Below are 16946 nucleotides of genomic sequence, written 5' to 3'. Positions count from 1 at the left end.
CCCCGCTCGCGCGCCGGCATTCCTGCTCATACGCTCCGAAATGTGACGTCATCCTTGAGCCGGGGCCGCCCACGGCGGGCCTCGCACATATCCGTGCGGGTGGTGCTCGCGCTGGTGGGTGGGCTGATCGGGGTGGTGTGGCTGATGTTGCCCGGGGTGACGGACCGGGGCGAGGGGCGGGTCACGGGCGGGGCGGCGCGGCCCGTTGCCGGTGGGGTGGGGCAGGGGGAGGTCGAGGAGACGTCCGCGGCCGATCTGGTGATGCCGATGCTGGCCGTCGTCGCGGTGACGGTACTGGCGGGATACGGGTTCCTGCGGCGCAGGCGGCGGGCGCGGGGGCGTACGACACCGGGTGGGGCGCCGGTGCCGGGCGCCGAGCCGGAGATCGGGGATCTCGACGAGCGGGCACGGGCCCTGCTGGTCGAGGCCGATGACTGGGTGCGGGTCAGCCGGGAGGAGCTCGGGTTCCTCGAGGGGCGGGTCGGGCTCCTCGCCGACCGGCCGAAGGCCCCGCCCGTACCGGTCGACGTCGAGCCGTTCACTCGGGTGCTGCGGGATGCCGAGGCGGAGCTGACGGTCGCCTTCCGGATGCGGTGGCAGTACGAGGGTGGGGTTCCCGGTGAGACCGCGGCTCGGCGGCATGTACTGGCGGGGATCGTCGGGCGGGGTGAGGAGGCGGGGCGGTTGCTGGACGGGCAGGCCGCCGCGTTCGACCAGGCGCGGGGGTTGGAGGAGGGACTGGGCGGCGGGCTGGGCGAGGCGTTGGCCGTCGCGGAGGGGCGGTTCCGGGAGCTGGCGGGGCGGACCGGGGCCGCCGATGCCGTGCTGCGCGGCATCGGTGAGCGGTACGCCGCCTCCGCGACCGCCGCCGTCACCGGCCACGTCGAGCAGGCCAAGGACCGGCTGGTGTTCGCCACGGCCCGCCTCAACCATGCCCGCCAGAGCGCCGACTCGGGCGAGATCGAGCGGGCCACGGGCCTGTTGCGGGCCGCCGAGGGTGCCATCGCCCAGGCCGCCGTGTTCATCGACGGCATCGACCGGCTCGCCGGGGAGCTCGCGACGGCTGCGGCGATGATTCCCGCCGCGCTGACCGGCGGGGAGGTGGAGCTCGCCGGGGCGCGGGAGTCGGCGCCGGGGGTGGCAGAGGCGTACGCGGACGTCCCTCCCGGGGAACTGCGCGCCCGGGTCGGCCATGCCGACGTCGTCCTGGCCGGCGTACGACAAGAGCTGACTTCGGGGCCGTACGACCCCCTCGACCTGCTGCGGCGGATCGTGCGGGGCCTCGGGCCCGTCGTCGCCGGGCGGGGCGGGGTGATCACGGCCGCCGCGCAGGTGTGTGCGCACAGTGCTGTCGCCGATGCGGACGACGTCGTCGCGACGCATCGGGCCGCGGTGGGCGACGAAGCGCGGACCCGGCTGGCGGAGGCTCGGCGACTGCTCGCTCCGGCGTCCGCACCGGCCGGGCGCGGCCCACGCCAGGAGCTCGCCGAGCTCATCACGGCCGACACCCTGGCCCAGCAGGCCCGCCACCTGGCCGAACAGGACATCCGCACCCACGGCCACCCCGTCGACGGCCCCGGCGCGGACGCCATCGGACTCGCCGGAGCGGTACTCGGCGGGATCCTGCAGCGGACCGGCGGACAACCGGTCAGCTTCGGCGGACCGCGCACACGGGGGCGCCGCGGCGACGCACCCTCCATGTGAGCGGCCCCACGCCCGGCCGGGCCGGGAACCGGCCATGGGCCACCCGCCGGCCCCAGTCGGCCACCCACACAGGCGCGACCCGAGCGCACTCAGAACAAGCTCAGCAACGCCTCCGCCGGGTCCGTCAGCCCGTTCTCCCCGTCCGGCAGCGGGAGTTCGAACCAGACCGTCTTGCCGCGGGGCGTCCGGCGGGAGCCCCAGGCCGCGCTGAGGAGGCCGACCAGTTGGAGGCCCCGGCCGCCCTCGTCGGTGTCCCGGGCGCGGCGGCGGCGGGGCTGGACCAGGCCGGAGTCCCACACTTCGCAGACCAGGGTGCGGTCCAGGAGGAGGCGCAGCCTGATGTCGCCCTCGCCGTAGCGCAGGGCGTTGGTGACGAGTTCGCTGACCAGGAGTTCCGTCGTGTCGACCAGCGGCTCCAGGTCCCAGGACAGCAACTGGCCGCGGGCGTACTCGCGGGCGCGGCCCACGCTGCGCGGCTCACGCGGCAGGGTCCAGTCGCCGACCGACTCCGCGGGCAGCCCCTGGACGCGCGCCATCAGCAGGGCGATGTCGTCCTCGCCGTGGTGGGAGTCGAGGGTGTTGAGGACGTGGTCGCAGACGTCCTCCAGGGGGCGTGCGGGGTCGGTGAGTGCGCCCACGAAGGCCTGGAGGCCCTCGTCCAGGGGGTGGTCGCGGGATTCGACCAGTCCATCCGTGTAGAGCGCCAGCAGCGCGCCCTCGGGCAGTTCGACCTCCACCTCCTCGAAGGGTTCGCCGCCCACGCCCAGCGGCATTCCCGGCGGCACGTCCAGCATCAGTGCCGCCTCGCCGGGTTCGACCAGGACCGGTGGGAGGTGGCCCGCGTTGGCGAAGGTGCAGCGGCGGGTGACGGAGTCGTAGACGGCGTAGACGCAGGTCGCCAGGTACACCTCGGACAGGTCCGCCTCGCGGGGCCGGCGGGCCGCGCGGGTGGCCTGCTGGACGCCGCCGGGGGCGCCGAGGCCACGCGCGATCTCGTCCAGCGCCGAGAGGACTTCGGCCGGTTCGAGGTCCAGCAACGCCAGCGTTCGTACGGCCGAACGGAGTTCGCCCATGGCGACGGCCGCGCGCAGCCCTCGGCCCATGACGTCCCCGACGACCAACGCCGTGCGGTGTCCGGGGAGTTCGATGACGTCGAACCAGTCGCCGCCCACCTCGCTGGGGCGGTCGGAGGAGGCGTTGCCGGGGAGGTAGCGGCAGGCGATGTCCAGGCCGGACGCGACCGGGTCCCCCGGCGGGAGCAGGGACCGTTGCAGTATCAGCGCGCGTTCGTGCTCGCGGCGGTAGAGGCGGGCGTTGTCGATGCAGACCGCCGCCCGTGCGGCGAGTTCGACGGCCAGGTCGCGGTCCCGTTCGCCGAACGGCTCGCTGCCCTTCGTACGGGCGAACTGCGCCAGCCCCACGACCGTGTCGTGCGCGACCATCGGCACAGCGAGCGTGGACTGCACGAGGCCGCCCTCCTCGCCGGGCACGTGTCGCGGCCGGGCGGTGCGCAGGGCGTCCGCGCAGGGCGAGTTGAAGGGGTAGTGGTGGACGGCGCCGACCGCGACGGGGGCGCCGCCGCCGACGAAGGGCGCGTCGGAGACCGCGCTGGCGAAGGCGACGCGGCGCAGCTCCGCGCTGCCGTCGGCGAGGCCGGGCGGGGTCTCGTCGCCGGCCAGCAGGCCCTGGTAGAGGTCGACCGTGGCCAGGTCGCAGAAGCCGGGGACCACGACGTCGAGCAGTTCGCGGGCCGTGGTCTCCAGGTCGAGGGAGTTCCCTATGCGGGCCCCGGCCTCGTTCAGAAGGGCGAGATTGCGCCGGGCGGCGGCCGCCTCGCGGGCGGCGGCGCGGCGGGACGTGATGTCGGTTCCGAGCCACGCGATGCCGATGGGACGGCCGCTGCCGCTGTGGACCCGGTAGAGGTTGATGGACCAGTGGCGGCGCTCGTCGGAGCCGGGCAGGAAGCCCGTGATGTGCATGTCGGTGATGGAGGCGCCGCTCTCCAGGACCCGGCGCAGGGTGGCCGCGACCCGGTCGGCCTCGGGGCGGGGCAGATAGTCGTGGACGCCGCGGCCGCGGTGGTCGTCGGGTGCGCCGCCGAAGACGGAGGCGAACCGCTGGTTGACGCGGCGGACCTTCAGTTCGGGGTCGATCAGCACGAAGCCGAAGGGAGATTGACCGAATATCGACTGCGAGGCCGCGAGATCGGTCTCGATACGGCGCAGGGTACGGACGTCGACGACGATGCACACGGCGGCCTTCTCGCCGTCCTCCGTCCGCGTCGGCATGACGTACACCTCGGCGAGACCGTCCTTGCCGCGCCCCCCGTCACCGCCGTTCGGCACCCGGAAGGGGACCACGCCGGTCCACTCCCGCCCGTCCAGGATCTCGGCCATCTTGCGCTGCCCGTGCTCGCGCAGATCGGGGTCGATGAACGCCTCGATGGGGTCCATGCCGACGGCACGCCCGGCCGGGATGCCGAAGAGCTGCTCGGCGCGCAGGCTCCACTGGTCGACCAGGCCGTCGGGGCCGATGGAGAAGGACGCGACCTTGATGTAGTCGTAGATCGAGCCGGGCGGGCTGCTCTGCCAGACGGCCTCGCCGGGGCGGGCGTCGTCGGCGAAGCCGGGGGTGGTGGCGGTGGGCGCGATGGCCTGTGTGTCCGGTGAGGTCTGCGAGGCCGGTGTGTCTTTCGAGGCTCGGGGGTCTTTCGAGGCCTGTGTGTCTGGCGAGTCCTGTGTGTCGTAGACCGCCCGCTCTCCGGCGGCCTTCGCCCTCGCGCCCTCCGACGGGTCCTCGGACTCCGTGGCCTTCGCTGGTATCTCGCTCACGCGAACCGTCCCCTCCAGCTCACCGCGTCCGGCACCGGTCACCGGCGGCGGCTGCCCGCAGTATCCAGCACTACGGCCCCGCACAACACGGTGTTCACGATCACAGCACGGTCCCGATGGTTTTCGGTCCCGGCCGCGGAAACACTTCCAGACTTCTAACCAGCGGACACGCAGTCGAATCACGCTGCGGTCCAACTGCCACTGGCCTGAACCAGGCGTTCGACAGGGTGCGGGCGGACGTACAGCGGTGTGGACGTTTACTGACGGGTTGTAAGGACGCGGGAGTCAGCGGAGGTCACTCCGGCACCGCGAGCTCGAACCACACCGTCTTGCCCGCGCTCCGGCCCGGCCGCGTTCCCCAGCGGCGTGAGGAGTGCGCCACGAGCTGGAGTCCGCGGCCGCTTTCGTCCTCGGGGTGGGCGATGCGCTCGCGGGGTGGGTCGGGGAGGGGGTCGGAGACCTCGACCAGAAGGACGTCACCGAGTGCGGCGGGGCGTACCAGGCGTACGCCGATGGGGCCCGTGGCGTGCCGCAGGGAGTTGGTCACCAGCTCGCTGACCAGGAGTGCCGTGACGTCGGCGAGGCTGTCCAGACCCCAGTCGCGCAGGCGGCCGCGAACGGCTGCGCGTGCGGCGCGGACCGCGCCCGGCTCGGCGGGGAAGCTCCAATCGGCGCAGTCGCCTTCGGTGTCGATCACGCCGATCACTTCCCAGGCCAGCGGGTTCGCCCATGTCCGGTTTCGTGGGGTTAATAGGCACATACCCGATATCTGGGAGCCGGTACCGCAGGAGATCCGCGAGCCGGTACGGCGGGAGTGGCTACAGCCGCCCGGCCACCTGCCGGACCGCCGGCACATCCTGGTCGAGCCAGTCCACGTCCCACAGTTCGCCGGGGCTCAGCCAGCGCAGCGCGTCGTGATCCTGGAGGGGCTTGGGCTCGGGAGTGGCGGGCAGCAGGCGGGCGGTCCACACCTGCAGGACGTACGGGGGCTTCAGCGGCCACTGCCCCGGCACCCGCTCGAGCACCTCGGCGTCGACGCCGAGTTCCTCCCGGAGCTCCCGCACCAACGCCGCCTCGGGCGCCTCCCCGGGCTCGACCTTCCCGCCGGGCAACTCCCAGCGCCCGGCCAGCTCCTCGGGTGCGCTGCGGCGTGCCGCGAGCAGGCGGCCCCGGTCCAGCAGCGCCGCACCGACCACGATCCGTTCCGTCATGCGCCGGAGCCTACGGGAGCCGGAGTGCGAGCAGCGATTCGTCAGCCGCCCGCGCTGTCCCCGTTCTGCGCGATCCGCTCGACCCAGTAGAGCTGCTTGTGCCCGCGACCGTCGAGGCTGTCCGCGATCTTCTGGGCCTCCGCCCGTGTCGCGTACCGGCCCACGCGGTAGCGATTGCCGTTGTCGTCCTGCCGGACGACGAGCCAGGGAAGAGTGATCGTGCTGTCGTTCATCGCGCCCCACCGTTCCTTCCCGCCCACGACCGCCCGAGCCCCTCCCCCGGCCTTCGGCCGGAGGGACCCCCATCCCGCTTCGCTCGCGGCCTGTGCCGTGCCCCGTCCGCTAAGGAAACCGCAATCCGCATATGCCCGAGCCTACGCCTAACCTTTACGCAGCGAATACGCCTTTTCACAAAGAGGTACGCAACCAGCCAAGTCGGAGGGGGCGCACGGCATCGAATGCGCCGTGCGTGGACGCCGATGCATCCGGTCACAGGCATGGCGGACACGCCCGCTACGACCTGCGAAAACGGCCAGATTCCAACGGCGAGGGGAGGGACGGGAGTTGGGGCTCTGGCGGGGGCAACCGCAGTGAAGGTGTGCGCTACTTCACCAAAGATGTGCGCTACTTCACGGGGAGGTGGTACGCGGCCCGGTAGCGGTCCGCCGGGATCACCACGTCCGCCGTCTCCACGGGACGGCCGGACGCGTAGTAGGTGCGCTGGATGACGAGGACCACATGGCCGGGGACGCCGCCCAGCGCCAGCAGTTCCTCCGCCAGGCCGGGGCGCGCGCCCACCTCCTCCGTCACGTTGTCCACGACGACGTCGATGGCCGCCATGCGCTCGACGACGCCCATGCCGCCGAGCGGGCCCTCCTCGGGGAGCATCACGGGCGTACGGCCGGTGACCGCGAGGGGCTCCCAGGAGGTGGAGAGCATCATCGCCTCGCCGGCGTCCCGGAAGACGTACCGCGTGCACATGACGCGGTCGCCGGGCCTGATGGCGAGCCGCTCGGCGACGGCGACGCTCGCCTCGGCCTGCTCGCTGCTGGACTCCCAGGTGCCGCGGGTCTCGCCGTCGGCCTGCTCCTGACGGAAGGGCGTGGCACCGCTCGGCGGGCGGAAGCCGGAGCGGGCGATACGGCGGGGCACGGGGCGCTCACGGACGTACGTCCCGGAGCCGGAGCGGCCCTCGACGAGCCCCTCGGCCATCAGCACCTTGCGCGCCTCCAGCGCGACGGTGTCCGAGACGCCGTACTCCTCTCGAATCCTGGCCTGGGACGGGAGGCGGGTGTGCGGTGGCAGCGAACCGTCGACGATCTTCTTGCGGAGATCACCCGCGACGCGCAGGTACGCCGGCTGCTCACCGAATGTCACTGGCCGCTCCCATCAGATTGTACAGACAGCAACAGCGTGGCAACCCTGGGTTGTGCCGTGCAAGTAAAGGCCAGAGAATCACTCGATGTGATGACTTGTGGGCCCGGAGGGCTTTACGCAGGCACTTTCTCCCCGGTATAGCCGCGATCACACATCCGGTCACACGGGGAGGCCGCCCGCGTTCTCGCTTCCGTCGCCCCCGTCCGAGTCCTCCTCGTACGTCGGCACGGTGGTGTCCAGGCCCAGAGCCTTGCGCGCGGTGACGGTGGTGCGGCCGTCGACGTACTCGTACGCCTTGTCGTAGTGCTCGTAGTACGTGTCCGCGTCCCGGGCGACGGCCGCCTTCGCCCACTCCCTGCGGGCGTCCTCCATGTCCTTGACCAGGTCGGTGACCGGCTGCTTCGCCTCCGCGGGCCAGGTGTAGGCGCGCATCCGCCCGATGCGTTCGGCAAGCGCCGCCTCGACGTCCCGCGCCCAGGCGCGGTTCGCCTCCAGGTCCTCCTCGGCGTATGCGTCGGGCTCCTCGTAGAGGGCCGCGTCGATGGCGTTGAGCGCCGTCAGGAACACGACCTGGTCCGGGGTGAGCGTCGTCCCGTCGGTGCGGAGCGAGCCGGTGAGCTTGCCGTTCTCCTTCGTGCTGCCGAACAGGCAGGTGATCTCGCGGTCGCCGAAGCGCCAGCTCTGCGCGGAGGGGATGAAGTAGTACACGTCCGCGTCGTCCGGTACGGCCCAGGTGTCCATGGCGTAGGCGTCCGAGAGCGCGTAGCACTTCTCGTCGGCGGTGTCGGTGACCTCGTCGTCGCCCGGGAAGTCGCCGTCCGGCAGCGTGACCACGGCGAAGACCTCGCCGTCGTGCTTGCCGGAGCAGGGCACCTCGTCGACGTCGTAGGCGTCGCCCTCCAGGTTGCCGGTCGGCGAGTCGAAGCAGTCGCCCTTGGCGAGCGCGTAGGCGGTGCCCTCGCCTCTCGCGGCGTCCCTGAAGCCTTCCCAGAAGTCGGAGGCACCGCCGGTGGACAGCGCCAGGACCCACAGCGCCAGGCCGACGGAGGACAGGATGGAACCGGCCAGCGCCATGCCCTTGCCGCGCTCGCCCTTCTTCTTGATCTGCGCGAGCGCGATCAGGCCGAGGACGAGGCCTACGGCTGGGACGAAGCAGAGGATGCCCAGGACGAGGGCGCCGATGGCTACGCCGTTCACGGGGGCGGGGTTGCCGTAGGGGCCGTACGGGTTGTACGCGCCGTAAGGCTGGTACGCGTACGGGACCGGGGCACCGGGTGCACCGTGAGCGTACGGCGACGGGGGTGGGTACTGGCCCGGCGTGTACGGCCCTTGGGGCTGCTCCGGGGACCCTGGGGGTTGCTGGGGTCCGGGGGGCGGAGGTATGGACACGAGTACCGTGCTCCTGGGTCGGGCGGCGGTGCCGGGTGGTGGGAACTGGCGTACGGCTGCGCGAATGGTAAGCGCGGGGCGAGGGGGATTGTCATCCGTGTTACGAAAGTGACGATCCGGGACAGCGCCGGCTGCGGGTTGGGTGGGGGTTCGCGTGGCGCCTGCGGGTGCGTTGTGGGTCGGGGCCGGGTCGGGGGGTGCCCGTCCTCGGACCGGAGGCTGGACTCAGGCCAGGAGGTGCCGCGTGTTGACGCCGACCACTGCGGGCGCCCCACACACACGGCTCGTCCTCGCGGCGGGCCGGGTCGAGGGCCCGGTGCCGTACCGCGAGGACGAGGAGGACTACCGACCCAGGGCTAGAACTGCAGTGCCCAGGCGTCGATGCGCCCGGTGTCCAGGTTCGCGTTGTCGCTGACGCGGAGCTTCCACGTGCCGTTGGCGGTCTCCGACGAGGCGTTCACCGAGTACGTGGTGTCGATGTTGTCCGAGCTGCCGCCCGTGCCGTACGACTTGAGCGTGTACGCCGTGCCGTCGGGGGCGATCAGCTGGACCTGGAGGTCGCCGATGTACGTGTGGACGATGTGGACCTCGACGGCCAGGGCCGAGGGCGCGTTGCCGGAGACGCCGGAGACCGTCACCGGGGACTCGACCGTGGAGTTGTCGGCGATGGCGTAGTCACCGGTGTTCTCGAAGCGCGGTCCGGGCGGGGTGGTCGTGCCGCCGCCGACGTAGAGGAGGCGGTTGGGTGAGCCCGTGCCCGGGCTGGTGACTACGCCGGTGGTGGCTGTGGATGTCAGGGCCGAGGAGACCTGGGCCGGGGTGGCCGAGGGGTTGGCGGCGAGGTAGAGCGCGGCCGCGCCCGCTACGTGCGGGGTCGCCATCGACGTGCCGGAGATCGTGTTGGTCGCCGAGTCGCTGGAGTTCCAGGCCGAGGTGATGGACGAGCCCGGCGCGAACAGGTCGAGGACCGAGCCGTAGTTGGAGTAGCTCGCCTTGGCGTCGGTGGATGTCGTCGCGCCGACCGTGATGGCCTCTGTGACGCGTGCGGGGGACCTGGTGGAGGCGTTCGTCGACTCGTTGCCGGCCGCCACGGCGAAGGTGACGCCGGAGGCTATGGCGTTGCGTACGGCCGTGTCGAGGGCCGTGTCGGCGCCGCCGCCCAGGGACATGTTGGCCACCGCAGGCTTGACGGCGTTCTGGGCGACCCAGTCGATGCCCGCGACGACCTGGGCGGTGGTGCCCTGGCCGGAGTTGTTCAGGACGCGGACGCCGACGACCTTGGCCTTCTTGGCGACGCCGTACGCGTTTCCGGCGACCGTGCCCGCGACGTGGGTGCCGTGGCCGTGGCCGTCCTGGGCGGTGTTGTCGTTGTCGATGGCGTCGTAGCCGTAGGAGGCGCGGCCGCCGAAGTCGCTGTGGGTGATGCGGACGCCCGTGTCGATGACGTAGGCGGTTACGCCCTGGCCGGCCGCGTCCGGGTAGGTGTACGAGCTGTTCAGGGGGAGGTTGCGCTGGTCCACGCGGTCCAGGCCCCAGGAGGGCGGGTTGGTCTGGGTCGCGTCGATGCTGAACGTGCGGTTCTGGACGACGGAGGCTACCGCCGGGTCGGCGGCGAGCTTCTTCGCCTCGCTCTCGGAGGCCTCGATCGCATAGCCGTTCAGGGCCTTCTTGTACGTTCGCTCGACGTCGGCGCCGTATCGCTCGACGAGGGCGCGTCCCGCCTTCGAGCCCGAGCGGGCGTGGTCCGCCTTGAGGGTCACGATGTAGCTGTCGGCCACGGCGTTCGCCGCGCCCGCGTACTGGATGCGGCCTTCGGGTGCGGCCGCTGCGGGGAGTGCGGAGACGAGGCCGGCGACGAGCGCGGCGGTGGCCGCCGCGCTGAGCGTGGCGAATCTTCGGCGGGAGTCTCTGCGGGAATTACGCATCACTGCCATCTGAGGGATCCTCCTCAATCGGTGGTGCGCTGGTGGGGGGTGCACCGGTGCGCGGACGTGCTGGACAGGCAGGGACATGTCAATCGCCTGTGTCGCACCTGTGCGCCAGCCGAAAGATTGAGGCCTCCACAGGAATTGCACAAGGGCCCTGCACGGGCGGACTGAGGCGGCTGCGCCGGGCGGTCCCCGGCGTCGCCTCGGTCCGCCCCGGAGAACCGCCGGACCGCCACCGCAGGGCCACCGCGCAGAACACCACGACCACCGCGGCGGAGAGTGCGGCGGGGACCTGCCGGCCCGCCCAGGTCACCGGGGCGAAGAAGCTCTGCGAGTACTCGCCGGGGCGGAAGGCCACCACCGTGCGCCGCACCCGCGATCACCAACGCCCATCAGCGTCATCGCCAGTGTCGCGAGCAGCAGTTCGGCCAGCAGCACGGCGAACAGCTCGATCCGGTACGGCACTCCGATCAGCCCGGCGCTGGCGAGCACCACCGCGCCCTGGCAGGTGGCGATCGTGGCACCGCCGACGCATGTGCCGACCAGCAGCGTGCCGCGCCGTACGGGAGCCGCGAGCATCTCGCGCAGGAACCCGCTCTGCCGGTCCCGGACGACGGACGCGCCGACGGAGACGGCCGGGGCCTGCGCGGGTCAGCCGTCCGCGCAGGTCAGTCGTCCCCGCAGGTCAGTCGTCCCCGCAGGTCAGTCGTCGAAGGCCGTCGCCCGTGCGCGCTTCTCCCAGGCGGCGACGTCCTCGCGGACCTGGTCGAGGTGGCCGAGTACCGCGGTGACGCCGTCGTCGCCCAGGGGCAGCCGCAGCGGGGTGCGGTCGGCCTCCAGCGCGGCGAGGATGAGGGCCGCCGCCTTCGCCGGGTCGCCGGGCTGGGTGCCGTCGCCGCCGGAGACGAAGTCCCGGGTCCGGCTCACCTTGGGGTACAGCCCGCTGTCCGCGCTGGCCCCCCTCCGGTCGGCCTCGAACAGCGACGTACGGAAGGAACCCGGCTCGACGATCAGCACCTTGATGCCGAAGTCGGCGACCTCGTCCGCGAGCCCCTCCGACATGCCCTCCAGCGCGAACTTGGTGGCGCTGTACGCCGAGAAGCCCGCGAAGGACATCTGCCCGCCCATGCTGCTCATCTGCACGATCGCTCCGGCCCGCCGCTCCCGCATGTGCGGAAGCACCGCACGTGTGAGGGCGGCGGGCCCGAAGACATGCACATTGAACAGCTTGCGCAGCTCGTCCTCGGTTGTCTCCTCGAACGCGCCCACATGGGTGCGTCCCGCATTGTTGACCAGCACGTCGATCCGTCCGTGCCGGGCGATCACATCTCGTACGGCGGCTTCGGCGGCCCCCGTGTCGGCCACGTCCAGCCGCAGCGCCTCCACCTGGTCGGGGTGGGCGGCCACGAGATCGTCCAGCCCACCGGGGCGCCGTACCGCACCCACGACCACATCGCCCTCCGCGAGGGCCGCCTCCGCGACGGCCCGCCCGAAACCGCTGCTCGCACCGGTGATCAGCCACACCTTGTTCATGACAGCTCCTCGTCCTGCGACGTCCGTGTCCGGGTCGCGTCGGCCTGCGCACTCCACCCTGCCGCCGGCCCGGTTGCGCGTCCAAGACCCACGCTGATAACCGATGGCTATGACCGTGGACGTCCATGTGCGCGACCTGCGCTACTTCGTGACAGTGGCCGAGGAACTGCACTTCACCCGCGCGGCCGAGCGGCTGTACGTCTCGCAGCCCGCGCTCAGCAAGCAGATAAGGGCGCTGGAGCGGCAGTTGGGCGTGGAGCTGTTCCGCCGTGATCCCCGGGGCGTCGCGCTCACCGAGGCCGGCACGGCACTGCTGCCGTGTGCCCGGCGGGTACTGGACGCCTGGGCCGAGGGGGCGGCGGCGGTGGAGGCGGCCCGGGCGGCGGCGCGCGGCACCCTGGTGGTCGGTATGAGCACCAGCCCGGGCCGCGGCGGCCTGCTCCCGGCGATCCGCTCCCGCTTCACCGCCGCGCACCCCGACACGGCCCTGCGTCTGCGCCAGGCGGGCTGGCAGGACCCCACGGCGGGCCTCGCGGACGGCGACGCGGACGTCGCCTTCGTCTGGCTGCCCCTCCCGGACGCCGACCGCTACGCCTGGACGGTGGTCGCCGAGGAACCCCGCCTGGTCGCCCTCCCGGAATCCCATCCGCTCGCGGCCCGCGCGGAGGTCGACTTCGCGGACCTCGCCGACGAGCCGTTCCTCGCCCTGCCGTCGAGCGCGGGGCCGTTGCGCGACCACTGGCTGGCGCTGGAGGAGCGGGGCGGCCGGCCGCCGCGCGTCGGCGCGGAGGTCGCGAGCACGGAGGAGACGTACGAGGCACTGGTCGCCGGTCTCGGCGTCTGCCTGATCGCGACGGGCAACGCGCCGCTGATCACCCTGGGCGGGGTGGTGACGCGTCCGGTACGGGGGCTCTCGCCCAGCCGGTATGCGCTGGCCTGGCGCGCGGAGGACGGGGAGCGGCCGCTGGTGCGGGCGTACGTGGAGGCGTGCCGGCGGGTGCCGCGCCCCGTGACCTGACGTCGGCTTCCCGGCGGAACTCGTCGTTCGCATCCGCGTGCGGGTCGATGCTTGCCTGACAACTCGGCTGCATGGGGCGGCCGTTGCCATACCTTGGTCATATGGCGCTGCATCACCACAGTGACAGTCCGTGGCGGGTGAGGGTGGACGACGAGGACGGCACGCCCTGTGGCGCCGGGGTGCTGCTGGACGACCGTCATGTGCTCACCTGCGCGCACGTCGTCCGGTACGCGGGGGCGGAGCCCGGGGGCACCAGGCGTCGTGTGCGGATCAGCAGCGTGGGGTGCCGGCCGGAGTGGACCCGCCCCGCACAGGTGGCGCCGGGGACGTGGCGGCACGTCGACGGCACGCAGCGCGGCGACGTGGCGCTGCTCGAACTCGACGAGCCGGCCGGGTGCGGCACCCGGACCACGCTGTGGAAGGCGCCCATCTCCGGCGGCACGGTCCGGGTGTACGGCTTTCCCCACGCCGACCCGATCGGCATGGGGACCGACGCCGAACTCGCGGGTTCCGGCGGGCGGCAGGGCGAGTGGGGGCTGCTGAAGCGGGCGCGTACGGGCGATCCGTGGATCGAGCGGGGGTACTCGGGCGCCGGGGTGATGGCGCTGGGCGGCTCGTTCGACGGGCGGGTCATCGGCATCGTGGTGGCCGACTTCGTCGACGGCGACGCGCGGGCGGCCTGGATGCTGCCGACCGAGACGGTACTCCACTATCTGCCCCGGCTGCGGGAGTTGGGGTTCGTCGACGGCGACCGCAGCAACGAGATGGGCGACACCCACGACGGGTTGCCCGACAACGTGCTGGGCGACCCGCTGCGGCTCGCCCTCACCCAGGAGCTCACCCGGCTGCTCGACAGCGGCCGGCCGGGCACCGTCGTCGTCGGCACCGGCGGCACGACGGCGGTGGGCGACTCCTGGCTCGTCCGCCTGGTGCGCACGGCCGACCCGGCGGCCCGGGCCGCCGTTTCCGACGCGGAGCTGACCGGCGCCCCCGGCGACACGGTCCTCGGCCTGGGCTCCATCGACGCGGCCTACGAGGCGCGCGGCAAGTCGGTCGCCGACGTGTGCGGCTATCTCGCGCGCCGTTTCGGCCTCCCGAGCGGGGACGCGGACGCGGTGGCGTGGCATCTGCTGCGCCGCAGGCCGCCCGCCTGCCTGGTGGTGGGCGGCGTCGACCGGGCCGAGGATCCGGAGGCACTCGTGCGGGAGCTGCTGGGGACGCTGGCCGACCGTGCCCGGTCGAGGGGGCTGCGTCTCGTGCTCGGCTTCGAGGGCGCGCCGCCCCCGGGCCTCGCCCACGACGTGTCCCTCGACCCGGAGCCGATCCCCGGATCCGCCGTCGGGGGCGTGACCGCGGCCCGGGCACAGGAGGTCGTCGGCCGGCTCGCCGACGAGGAGGACGCCGCGGCCGCACTGGATCAGGAGTGGGGCGTGCGGTTCTTCGGCGCGCCCCGGCTGCCGCCCCGTATCGCGCCCCGGCTGCGGGTCCGACTGGCCGTCGCCCGCGCCACGGAGCCCAGCCCCGAACTCACCGCGGTGCACGACCGGGCCGCCGCGGCCCGCGCCGCCCTGGCCGCCTTCGACCGCGACCTGCGCCGGATGACCGAGGCCCACCAGGACCTCGCCTCCACCCTGGAACTGCACCGTCTGCGGGCCGCCCGGTACTTCGGCGAAGAGGACCGCCGCCTCGCCGAGCTCCACGCCCCCGCCGCCCGGGCCCTGCAGACCGTGCCGATCAGCCTGGCGGCCGCCCGCCGGTCGGTCCGCCGCTACACCGACGAGGTCAACCGCCGTATCGACGAAGGGTGACGCCGTGCGGATGTGCAATCGCCCCGACTGCGGGCGCGGCGAGATCGACGAGGAGGACTTCTGCGTCGTCTGCGACCGGAAGCCGCTGCCGCGGGACGACGCCACGGCGGCGGTCCGCGTCCCCGGACCGGCGCGGGGCGCGGGCGGCGTGGCACATGTGCGGCCGGACCCCTGGTACGGCCTCGGACTGGTCGATTCCGACCAGGGTCCCGACGCCCCGGAGGTGCCGCCCCCGTCGGCGCACCCCATCGCCGAGGAGCATCGTTTCTGCCCCAACTGCGCGCAGCCGGTCGGCCGTGGGCGCGACGGCGCACCGGGCCGTACGACGGGCTACTGCCCGGAGTGCGGCACGGGCTTCGACTTCACCCGGCCCGACGGCCGCACCATCGCCGGCCGCTACGACGTCGAACGCGTCCTCGGCGCGGGAGCGTACGGCGCGGCCTACCTCGCCCACGACCGCAACCTCGCCACCCATGTCGTCCTCAAGGCCCTGCACAGGTCGGTCGCGGAGACCGCCCTGCACGAACGGGACGTGCTGGTCGGGCTCCGGCACGACAGCATCGTGCGCATCCTGGGCTACGAGCACGAGGGGCCGCACCTCGTCCTGGAGTACGTTCCCGGCGTACCGCTCTCGGCGGGCGACGGCGACCGGCTGGAGACCCTCCTCGCGCACGGCATCCGGGTCCTGCAGGCGCTCGACTACCTGCATGTGCGGGGCCTGCTGCACTGCGACGTCAAACCGCTGAACATCATGCGGTTCCGCGAGCAGAGCCCGGCGGGCACGCTGGACCAGGTACGGCTGATCGACTTCGGGGCGGTGCGCCGCCAGCGGGACGAGGGGCCGATCGGTCCGCACACCCCGGCGTTCGCGCCCCCGGAGAGCGACCCGGAGCACCGGCGTCCGACCCCGGGCTTCGACCTCTACTCCGTGGGCATGACCCTGCGCGAGGTGTGCCGTGAACGCTGGAGCGACCGCTCGGCGCCGGGCGTCGACTCGCTCCACCTGCTGCTGGAGCGGGCCACGGACACCGAGCGGCCGCCGCGGCGGTTCGTGTCCGCGCGGCAGTTCGCGGAGCAGCTCAGCGGGGTCATCCGGCAGGTCGTGGCGGCCCCGCCGACCCAGCGTCAGGTCGCCCGCCCGTCGGCCCTGTTCGGTTCGATGCCGCACTCCCTGGACGGCGGGCTCGGGGCGGCCCGGCCGCTCGCCCACTGGGTCGAGGCACGGACCGGCGAGGACGCGACGCTCGCGCTGCGGGCGCCGTTCTCCTCCCCCGATCCCGGCGACATCGCGACCGCGCTCCCGGCCCCGCTGTCCGACCCCGACGCCCCGGACATGGCGGGCTCCACCCGACGTGCCCTGGCCGAGAGCCGGCAGGCCCTGCGCAGAAGGGACCCGGAGCTGGCGGAGCGGGCGCTCGCGGCGGCGGGCCTGGACGACTGGCACTGGCTGCACGCCTGGTACTCCGGCCTGATCGCGCTGGCTCGCGAGGACCTCCCCTCGGCCACCACGGCGTTCACCACCGTGCGCGAGGCCGTTCCCGGCGAGTTGATACCCCAGCTCGCACTCGGCCTGTGCGCCGAACTGCGCAAGGACCTCAGCGCCGCCCGGTCCCACTATGGCGCGGTCTTCGACACGACCCCGGCACTGGGCGCGGCCGGCTTCGGCCTGGCCCGGGTGCAGCTGCTGGCCGACGAGCGGGCGAAGGCGGTGGGCACCGCCGTACGGCTGGCGGAGGAGTTCCGCTACGAGCGCGGGGCGCGGGTGGCGGCCGTACGACTGAGCGTCATGGTCCTCGACGGGCAAGACCGTCCGGCGCCGACCGGGGACGACCTGGAGCGGGCCGGGGCGGCCCTGGACGGCCTCGACGTGGACCGGGCGGAGAGCGCCGGGCTGCACGCCGAGCTCCAGTACGCGCACTTCCTGCACCATCGCGACAGCGAGCGGCTGTCCGGCGCGATCCGTGAACTCGGGCGGCACGCGCCCACCGAGCGGGAGTACGTCGCACTCGTGGACCTCGCGAACCGGCTGCGTCCCCCGCTGCGGTGGAGATGGCGCGAACGGCGTGGCAGAACCGGTCATTCCCGTTTCGGAGGAACACCCAGAACGCTAAGCTCCTGATACGCCAAGTAGCGGACGAATCCACGCT

General features: G+C 73.0%; 12 protein-coding genes and 1 pseudogene. 4 read left to right on the top strand and 9 right to left on the bottom strand.

From position 1 onward, the window contains the following. The first annotated feature begins 42 nt into the window (after positions 1 to 42). A complete protein-coding gene (locus ACIBAG_RS23945) occupies positions 43 to 1704 on the top strand; it encodes a hypothetical protein (RefSeq protein WP_399107528.1) in 1662 nt (553 codons plus the stop codon). Between the two features lie 89 nt (positions 1705 to 1793). Here the strand turns inward: ACIBAG_RS23945 and ACIBAG_RS23940 are convergent, their stop codons facing one another. From ACIBAG_RS23940 to ACIBAG_RS23900, 9 genes and pseudogenes are all read right to left on the bottom strand, one after another. Continuing rightward, positions 1794 to 4535, bottom strand: a complete 2742-nt coding sequence (locus tag ACIBAG_RS23940) for a SpoIIE family protein phosphatase (RefSeq protein WP_399107527.1) — start codon at positions 4533 to 4535, stop codon at positions 1794 to 1796. Positions 4536 to 4830: 295 nt separating this feature from the next. After that, complete coding sequence (locus ACIBAG_RS23935) at positions 4831 to 5295, bottom strand: ATP-binding protein (protein ID WP_399107526.1); 465 nt, start codon at positions 5293 to 5295, stop codon at positions 4831 to 4833. Positions 5296 to 5353: 58 nt separating this feature from the next. Continuing rightward, on the bottom strand, positions 5354 to 5746 hold the full coding sequence (locus ACIBAG_RS23930) for a (deoxy)nucleoside triphosphate pyrophosphohydrolase (protein WP_399107525.1): 393 nt from the start codon (positions 5744 to 5746) through the stop codon (positions 5354 to 5356). Between the two features lie 41 nt (positions 5747 to 5787). Then, positions 5788 to 5979, bottom strand: a complete 192-nt coding sequence (locus ACIBAG_RS23925; protein ID WP_399107524.1) for an SPOR domain-containing protein — start codon at positions 5977 to 5979, stop codon at positions 5788 to 5790. Between the two features lie 391 nt (positions 5980 to 6370). After that, on the bottom strand, positions 6371 to 7123 hold the full coding sequence (locus ACIBAG_RS23920; protein ID WP_399107523.1) for a GntR family transcriptional regulator: 753 nt from the start codon (positions 7121 to 7123) through the stop codon (positions 6371 to 6373). 159 nt (positions 7124 to 7282) lie between these two features. Next, positions 7283 to 8512: a DUF4190 domain-containing protein gene (locus tag ACIBAG_RS23915; protein WP_399107522.1), complete on the bottom strand. Its 1230-nt coding sequence runs from the start codon at positions 8510 to 8512 to the stop codon at positions 7283 to 7285. 356 nt (positions 8513 to 8868) lie between these two features. Further along, positions 8869 to 10446 (bottom strand): S8 family peptidase, encoded by a 1578-nt coding sequence (locus ACIBAG_RS23910; RefSeq protein WP_399107521.1) that lies wholly within the window; start codon positions 10444 to 10446, stop codon positions 8869 to 8871. Between the two features lie 303 nt (positions 10447 to 10749). Next, positions 10750 to 11055 (bottom strand): annotated as a pseudogene (locus ACIBAG_RS23905) (ABC transporter permease); the annotation flags it as partial. Between the two features lie 87 nt (positions 11056 to 11142). After that, positions 11143 to 11973: an oxidoreductase gene (locus ACIBAG_RS23900; RefSeq protein ID WP_399107520.1), complete on the bottom strand. Its 831-nt coding sequence runs from the start codon at positions 11971 to 11973 to the stop codon at positions 11143 to 11145. Positions 11974 to 12076: 103 nt separating this feature from the next. Between ACIBAG_RS23900 and ACIBAG_RS23895 the strand changes: the two genes are divergently transcribed. The 3 genes from ACIBAG_RS23895 to ACIBAG_RS23885 all read left to right on the top strand — a co-directional run bounded on the left by ACIBAG_RS23895 (position 12077) and on the right by ACIBAG_RS23885 (position 16918). Further along, positions 12077 to 12991, top strand: a complete 915-nt coding sequence (locus ACIBAG_RS23895) for a LysR family transcriptional regulator (RefSeq protein WP_399107519.1) — start codon at positions 12077 to 12079, stop codon at positions 12989 to 12991. Positions 12992 to 13092: 101 nt separating this feature from the next. Then, positions 13093 to 14799, top strand: a complete 1707-nt coding sequence (locus ACIBAG_RS23890; RefSeq protein WP_399107518.1) for a serine protease — start codon at positions 13093 to 13095, stop codon at positions 14797 to 14799. Positions 14800 to 14809: 10 nt separating this feature from the next. Continuing rightward, positions 14810 to 16918, top strand: a complete 2109-nt coding sequence (locus ACIBAG_RS23885) for a tetratricopeptide repeat protein (protein ID WP_399107736.1) — start codon at positions 14810 to 14812, stop codon at positions 16916 to 16918. Positions 16919 to 16946 lie beyond the last annotated feature (28 nt).

Origin of the sequence: Streptomyces sp. NPDC051243 (assembly GCF_044455405.1) — a bacterium.
Taxonomy (GTDB): Bacteria; Actinomycetota; Actinomycetes; order Streptomycetales; family Streptomycetaceae; genus Streptomyces.
The sequence above is the reverse complement of the archived record's forward strand: the minus strand, read 5'-3'. Positions and strand labels throughout refer to the sequence as shown.

Bases quoted from the DNA above. Each gene is read 5' to 3' on its own strand.
- ACIBAG_RS23890 (WP_399107518.1), top strand. From the start codon at position 13,093: ATGGCGCTGCATCACCACAGTGACAGTCCGTGGCGGGTGAGGGTGGAC.
- ACIBAG_RS23900 (WP_399107520.1), bottom strand. From the start codon at position 11,973: ATGAACAAGGTGTGGCTGATCACCGGTGCGAGCAGCGGTTTCGGGCGG.
- ACIBAG_RS23895 (WP_399107519.1), top strand. From the start codon at position 12,077: ATGGCTATGACCGTGGACGTCCATGTGCGCGACCTGCGCTACTTCGTG.
- ACIBAG_RS23910 (WP_399107521.1), bottom strand. From the start codon at position 10,446: ATGGCAGTGATGCGTAATTCCCGCAGAGACTCCCGCCGAAGATTCGCC.
- ACIBAG_RS23885 (WP_399107736.1), top strand. From the start codon at position 14,810: ATGTGCAATCGCCCCGACTGCGGGCGCGGCGAGATCGACGAGGAGGAC.
- ACIBAG_RS23925 (WP_399107524.1), bottom strand. From the start codon at position 5,979: ATGAACGACAGCACGATCACTCTTCCCTGGCTCGTCGTCCGGCAGGAC.
- ACIBAG_RS23935 (WP_399107526.1), bottom strand. From the start codon at position 5,295: ATGTGCCTATTAACCCCACGAAACCGGACATGGGCGAACCCGCTGGCC.
- ACIBAG_RS23930 (WP_399107525.1), bottom strand. From the start codon at position 5,746: ATGACGGAACGGATCGTGGTCGGTGCGGCGCTGCTGGACCGGGGCCGC.